3 protein-coding genes and 2 pseudogenes are annotated in these 5,502 nt (G+C 69.7%); 1 reads left to right on the forward strand and 4 read right to left on the reverse strand.

The annotated features are described in order from the left end of the window. The 3 genes and pseudogenes from FUT87_RS04065 to FUT87_RS04075 form a co-directional block, all read right to left on the reverse strand. Positions 1-275: pseudogene (locus FUT87_RS04065) on the reverse strand (hypothetical protein); the annotation flags it as partial. Between the two features lie 6 nt (positions 276-281). Further along, positions 282-1,151 carry a biotin--[acetyl-CoA-carboxylase] ligase gene (locus FUT87_RS04070; RefSeq protein ID WP_147240171.1) on the reverse strand — a complete coding sequence of 290 codons (870 nt, stop codon included), beginning with the start codon at positions 1,149-1,151 and terminating at the stop codon, positions 282-284. Between the two features lie 205 nt (positions 1,152-1,356). Further along, positions 1,357-1,793: pseudogene (locus tag FUT87_RS04075) on the reverse strand (SET domain-containing protein). A 340-nt stretch (positions 1,794-2,133) separates the two neighbouring features. Between FUT87_RS04075 and FUT87_RS04080 the strand changes: the two are divergent. Beyond that, positions 2,134-4,764: a DNA topoisomerase III gene (locus FUT87_RS04080; RefSeq protein ID WP_147240172.1), complete on the forward strand. Its 2,631-nt coding sequence runs from the start codon at positions 2,134-2,136 to the stop codon at positions 4,762-4,764. Positions 4,765-4,841: 77 nt separating this feature from the next. Here FUT87_RS04080 and FUT87_RS04085 read toward each other — a convergent pair. Next, the coding region (locus FUT87_RS04085; protein ID WP_147240173.1) for a LysR substrate-binding domain-containing protein at positions 4,842-5,502 on the reverse strand (661 nt) is incomplete at its 5' end.

A 5,502-nucleotide genomic window follows, 5' to 3' on the forward strand; every position in this document is an offset into this window, starting at 1 on the left:
ACGCGCGACTCGATCGCGGCGCCAGGCACGCCGGCCGAGGCCAGCGTCGCATTCGCGCGCTTGAGCAGCTCGTCGCCGATCAGCGGTCCGAGTTCGACGCAGGTGCGCGTGGCCAGCTGCGTCACCGCCTGCTGGTTGAGCAGCGACAGGCGCTGCGGATTGACCTGCTGCTCCAGCCGCGGCGCGGTGGCGGCCGCGCCCCCGACCCAGCCCTTGTTCCACGCGAACACCAGCACATTGGCGACGAACAACAGGACGACCGCGGCGCGCAGCATCGCGGCTTACCCCTGCGCGCCGGCGGACGCGCCGCCGAGTCGCACGCTCACCTCGCCGCCGCTGACCGTCTGGCGGCCCTGGGCGGTGTCGATCAGCAGTTCACCGCGTTCGTTCACGCCGGCCCCGGTGCCTTCGAGCGCCCCGGCGGTGATCGCCTTGCCCTGCAGCAGGTCGCGCGCCGCGAAGCGCTCGCGCCAGGCGCCGAAGCCCTCGCGCGGGAAGGCCGCCAGCGCCTTCACCAGCACCGGCGCCAGCCGCGCCAGCGCCTGCGGCGGGGTGATGTCGGGCAGCAGTTCCTGCAGGCAGGCGAAGCCGGTGTTGAGCTGCGACTCGGCCACCTTGGCGCGGTCCGACACATTCAGCCCCACGCCGATCACCGCCATGCGCGACGACCCGGCGGGCACGGTCTCGATCAGGATGCCGCCGAGCTTGCGCTCGTCCAGCCACAGGTCGTTGGGCCACTTCAGGCCGAGCCGGCGGCCATCGGGATCGAGCGCCTCGGCGATGGCCGCGCCGACCACCAGGGACAGACCCGACCAGTCCGCGATCTCCAGCGGCAGCGACAGCGAGAAGGTCAGCGACGCGCCGGCCGTGCTGTGCCAGCTGCGGCCCTGGCGACCGCGGCCGTGGGTCTGGTGCTCGGCGATCAGCAGGCAGGGATGCAGGTCGTGCTGGCGGCGTCCGTAGGGACGATCGCCCGCCCGGCCGCCACCACCGCCGCCGCTGGCCGCGGCGCCTTCATCGCGCCGCACGCGCTCGACCAGGGTGGCGTTGGTCGATTCGACCCGCGCCAGCACCTCGATGCTGAGCCCCGGCAGCAGCGGCTCCAGGTCTTGCCAAAGGGCTTCGGCGCCCCAGTTCTGATGTTCTTGCATCGCCGCGAATGTGATCCTGCGATTCCCGTCTTGGTCTTCCCGGGCCGGTCGGTCCGGTGGTCGTGGATGGGCGGAGTCTAGAGGGAGACGCCCCCCTTCCGGGGGAGCGGCACCACGAATCGGTGGCTGTAGGACCTGACAGGGTCCCCCCGCCGCCCGTTCGGCGCCCGCTAGTCGCCGTCCCGGCCGGCGGACCGATCCGCCCTCAGCGCCCCTTGGGCGCGAGCATCGTGCCGCGACAGCCCGGCGTGCCGCAGCGGCACTCGAAACGCTTCTTCAGCTTGGGCGTATAGCGTTCCTCGATCACCAGACCATAGTCGTAGAACAGTTCCTCGCCCGGGTAAATGTCCGTCAATGCGTGGATGAACACCCGGCCCTTCTTCTCCCGCGCTTCGCAGTTGGGGGTGCAGGCGTGGTTGATCCAGCGCGCGCGGTTGCCGTCGACGCGGCGTCGATGACCCCACCGGTCTCGAGGTGGAAGTAGAAGGTATGGTCCGGCTGCGACGGATCGTGGGGATGGCGGCGCAGCGCCTCGTCCCAGTCGATGCGCTCGCCCTTGTATTCGATGAGCTTCTCGCCCGCCTTCAGCGGCTCGACCGCGTAGACGCCGCGGCCATGCACGCCGGACGCCCGGACCTCGATCCGGGCGCTGCGCTTGCCCGGCTTGCCGGCCTTCCCGGACTTGTCCGCCTTGTCAGCCTTCTTCCCCTTGCCGGCCTTCTCCGCCTTCTCCGCCTTCCTGGCCTTCTTGCCCTTGCTGGCCTTGTCGGCCGGGACGGCGGCGGCGCCGGTCTCCGGAGCGGTGGGCGGGAGCTGCGAATCGGGACGCTGTTGCGGCATGGAGCGAGTCCGGTACATTGAATTCATGGGTGCGCGCGCGTGCACACACGTACGTAGGTGCGTGGGCGCGCGCGAGGCCGGATTGTAGGCAGGCGTTCACGAGGATTTCGGACGCCTGAACGAAGACGAAAGAAACAAGCGCATGAGCAAGGCATTGGTGATCGCGGAGAAGCCGTCGGTGGCGCAGGACATCGTCAAGGCGCTGACCCCGCTGTCGGGCAAGTTCGAGAAGCACGACGAGTATTTCGAGAACGACGAGTACGTCGTCAGCTCGGCCGTCGGCCACCTGGTGGAGATCAAGGCGCCGGAGGAATTCGACGTCAAGCGCGGCAAGTGGAGCTTCGCCCATCTGCCGGTGATCCCGCCCCACTTCGACCTGAACCCGATCGACAAGAGCAAGGGCCGGCTCAACGCGCTGGTCAAGCTGATCAAGCGCAAGGACGTGACTTCGCTGATCAACGCCTGTGACGCGGGGCGCGAAGGGGAACTGATCTTCCGCCTGATCGTCCAGTACGCCGGCACCGCCAAGGCGCAGGTGACCAAGCCGGTGAGCCGGCTGTGGCTGCAGTCGATGACGCCGCAGGCGATCCGCGAGGGCTTCGAGCGCCTGCGCACCGACCAGCAGATGCTGCCGTTGGCCGACGCCGCGCGCTGCCGTTCCGAGGCCGATTGGCTGGTGGGCATCAACGGCACGCGCGCGATGACGGCGTTCAACTCGCGCGATGGCGGCTTCTTCCTGACCACCGTGGGCCGCGTGCAGACGCCGACGCTGTCCATCGTCGTGGAGCGCGAGGAGAAGATCCGCAAGCACGTCTACCGCGATTACTGGGAGATCCGCGGCACGTTCGACGCCGAGGCCGGCCAGTACGAGGGCAAGTGGTTCGACCCCGCGTTCAAGAAGAACGCCGAGGACCCCGAACAGCGCGCCGACCGCGTCTGGACGCAGGCCGAGGCCGATGCCATCGCGGCCGCCGCCAAGGGCCAGCCCGCCACGGTGACCGAGGAGTCCAAGCCCAGCACCACCGCCAGCCCGGGCCTGTACGACCTGACCACGCTGCAGCGCGAGGCCAACTCGCGCTTCGGCTTCTCGGCCAAGACGACGCTGGGCCTGGCGCAGGCGCTGTATGAGAAGCACAAGGTGTTGACCTATCCGCGGACGGACTCGCGCTACCTGCCGGAGGACTACCTGGGCGTGGCGAAGCAGACCGCCGAGATGATCGCCAGCGAGGACCTGCCCGGCCCGCTGCAGGCGCTCGCGCCGCATGCGCGCACGGCGCTGGACAAGGGCTACATCAAGCCGACGAAGAAGGTCTTCGACAACGCCAAGGTGTCGGACCACTTCGCCATCATCCCGACGCTGCAGCCCCCGCGCAGCCTGACCGAAGCCGAGGCCAAGCTCTACGACATGGTCGTCAAGCGCTTCCTGGCGGTGTTCTTCCCGCCGGCCGAGTTCCAGGTCACGACCCGCATCTCGACGGTGAAGACGGCGGCCAAGTCCTATGCCTTCCAGACCAACGGCAAGGTGCTGGTCAAGCCGGGCTGGCAGGCGGTCTACGGCAAGGAGGCCACCGACGAGAACGCCGAGCCGGGCACCAGCGGCGCGATGCTGGTGCCGGTGAAGGCCGGCGAGGTGGTGCGCACCGAGGACACCGAGGTCAAGGCGCTGGTGACCAAGCCGCCGGCGCGCTACACGGAAGCGACGCTGCTGTCGGCGATGGAAGGCGCGGGCAAGCTGGTCGACGACGACGAGCTGCGCGAGGCCATGGCCGAGAAGGGCCTGGGCACGCCGGCCACGCGCGCCGCGATCATCGAAGGCCTGCTGGCCGAGAAGTACATGCTGCGCGAGGGCCGCGAGCTGATCCCCACCGCCAAGGCCTTCCAGCTGATGACGCTGCTGCGCGGGCTGGGCGTGGAGGAACTGACCAAGCCCGAGCTGACCGGCAACTGGGAGTTCCAGCTGTCCGAGATGGAGAAGGGGCGGCTCAAGCGCGAAGCCTTCATGGCCGAGATCGCCGCGATGACCGAGAAGGTCGTGCGCAAGGCCAAGGAGTACGACCGCGACACCATCCCCGGCGACTACGCGACGCTGAAGACCCCGTGCCCGAAGTGCGGCGGCGTGGTCAAGGAGAACTACCGCCGCTTCACCTGCACCGGCCGGAGCGGTGACGGCGAGGGCTGCGGCTTCTCGATTCCCAAGATCCCGGGCGGCCGCAGCTTCGAGCTGCACGAGGTCGAGGCCTTCCTGCGCGACAAGAAGGTCGGACCGCTGGAGGGCTTCCGCTCCAAGGCGGGCTGGCCCTTCACGGCCGAGCTGGCGCTGGTCTTCGACGCCGAGATCGACAACTGGAAGCTGGAGTTCGACTTCGGCGAGGACGCGAAGAAGGCCGAGGAGAACGGCGAGCCGGTGGACTTCAGCGGGCAGACCTCGCTGGGCCATTGCCCCAAGTGCGGCGGCCGCGTCTTCGACTTCGGCAGCAACTACGTCTGCGAGCACGCGGTCGGCGACAAGGTCACCTGCGACTTCAAGAGCGGCAAGATCATCCTGCAGCAGCCGGTCGAGCCGGAGCAGGTCACCAAGCTCCTGACCACTGGCAAGACGGACCTGCTGGAGAACTTCGTCTCCAACAAGACGCGCCGCAAGTTCAAGGCCTTCCTGAGCTACGACAAGAAGGAAGGCAAGGTGGTGTTCGAGTTCGAGCCGCGCGCCGCCAAGACCGGCGCCAAGCCGGCCGCCAAGAAGGTCGCGGCCAAGAAGGCGACGGCGAAGGGCTGATCGACGGCGCCGCCGCGGCGCCGTGGCGTCACCGAACGATCCAGGGGCCCGACGGGCCCCTTGTTCATGGTGGCGCCTCAGCGCAGGAAAGCTTCACCGGCCAGCACCGGCTGGTCGCGCAGCCGCGCGGCCATGTGGTCGATCAACAGCCGCAGCGGCGCCGGCACGCGCCGGCCGGCGGCATGCACCAGGTGCACCGGCGCGGCGGGGATCTCGTGGTCCGCCAGCACGATGCGCAGCCGCCCCGCCCGCACCGCCTCCGCCGCCTGGTAGACCTGGCAGCGCGCCAGTCCCACGCCGGCCTCGGCCGCTGCGATGCCGGCCGCGCTGTCGTTGACCATCAGCGTCGGGGTCAGCGCCTGCGATCCCTCGCGGAAGCGCCAGGGCGTCATGCCCTGGCCGTCGAAGTAGCCGGCCACGATGCGATGCCCCACCAGCTCGCGCGGCGACCGCGGCTCGCCGGCCCGCGCGAGGTAGTCCGGCGACGCCACGATCACCCGCCGCATCGCGCCCACCGGCACCGCCGTCAGCCCCGAGTCCGGCAGGTGGGCGATCCGCACCGCCAGGTCCTGGGCTTCGTCCAGCAAGGACACGACGCGGTCGACCAGCAGCAGCTTCATCCGCATCCGCGGGTACTGCTGGAGGAACTCGGCCGCCAGCGGCGCGACATGCAGGCGCCCGAACATCGACGGCGCCGTCAGCGCCAGCAGCCCCGCCGGCTCGGCCTGCGCGCCGGCG

The sequence above is a fragment of the Mitsuaria sp. TWR114 genome, assembly GCF_007997345.1.

Coding starts and splice junctions, on each gene's coding strand:
- FUT87_RS04070 (WP_147240171.1), bottom strand. CDS start 1,151: ATGCAAGAACATCAGAACTGGGGCGCCGAAGCCCTTTGGCAAGACCTG.
- FUT87_RS04080 (WP_147240172.1), top strand. CDS start 2,134: ATGAGCAAGGCATTGGTGATCGCGGAGAAGCCGTCGGTGGCGCAGGAC.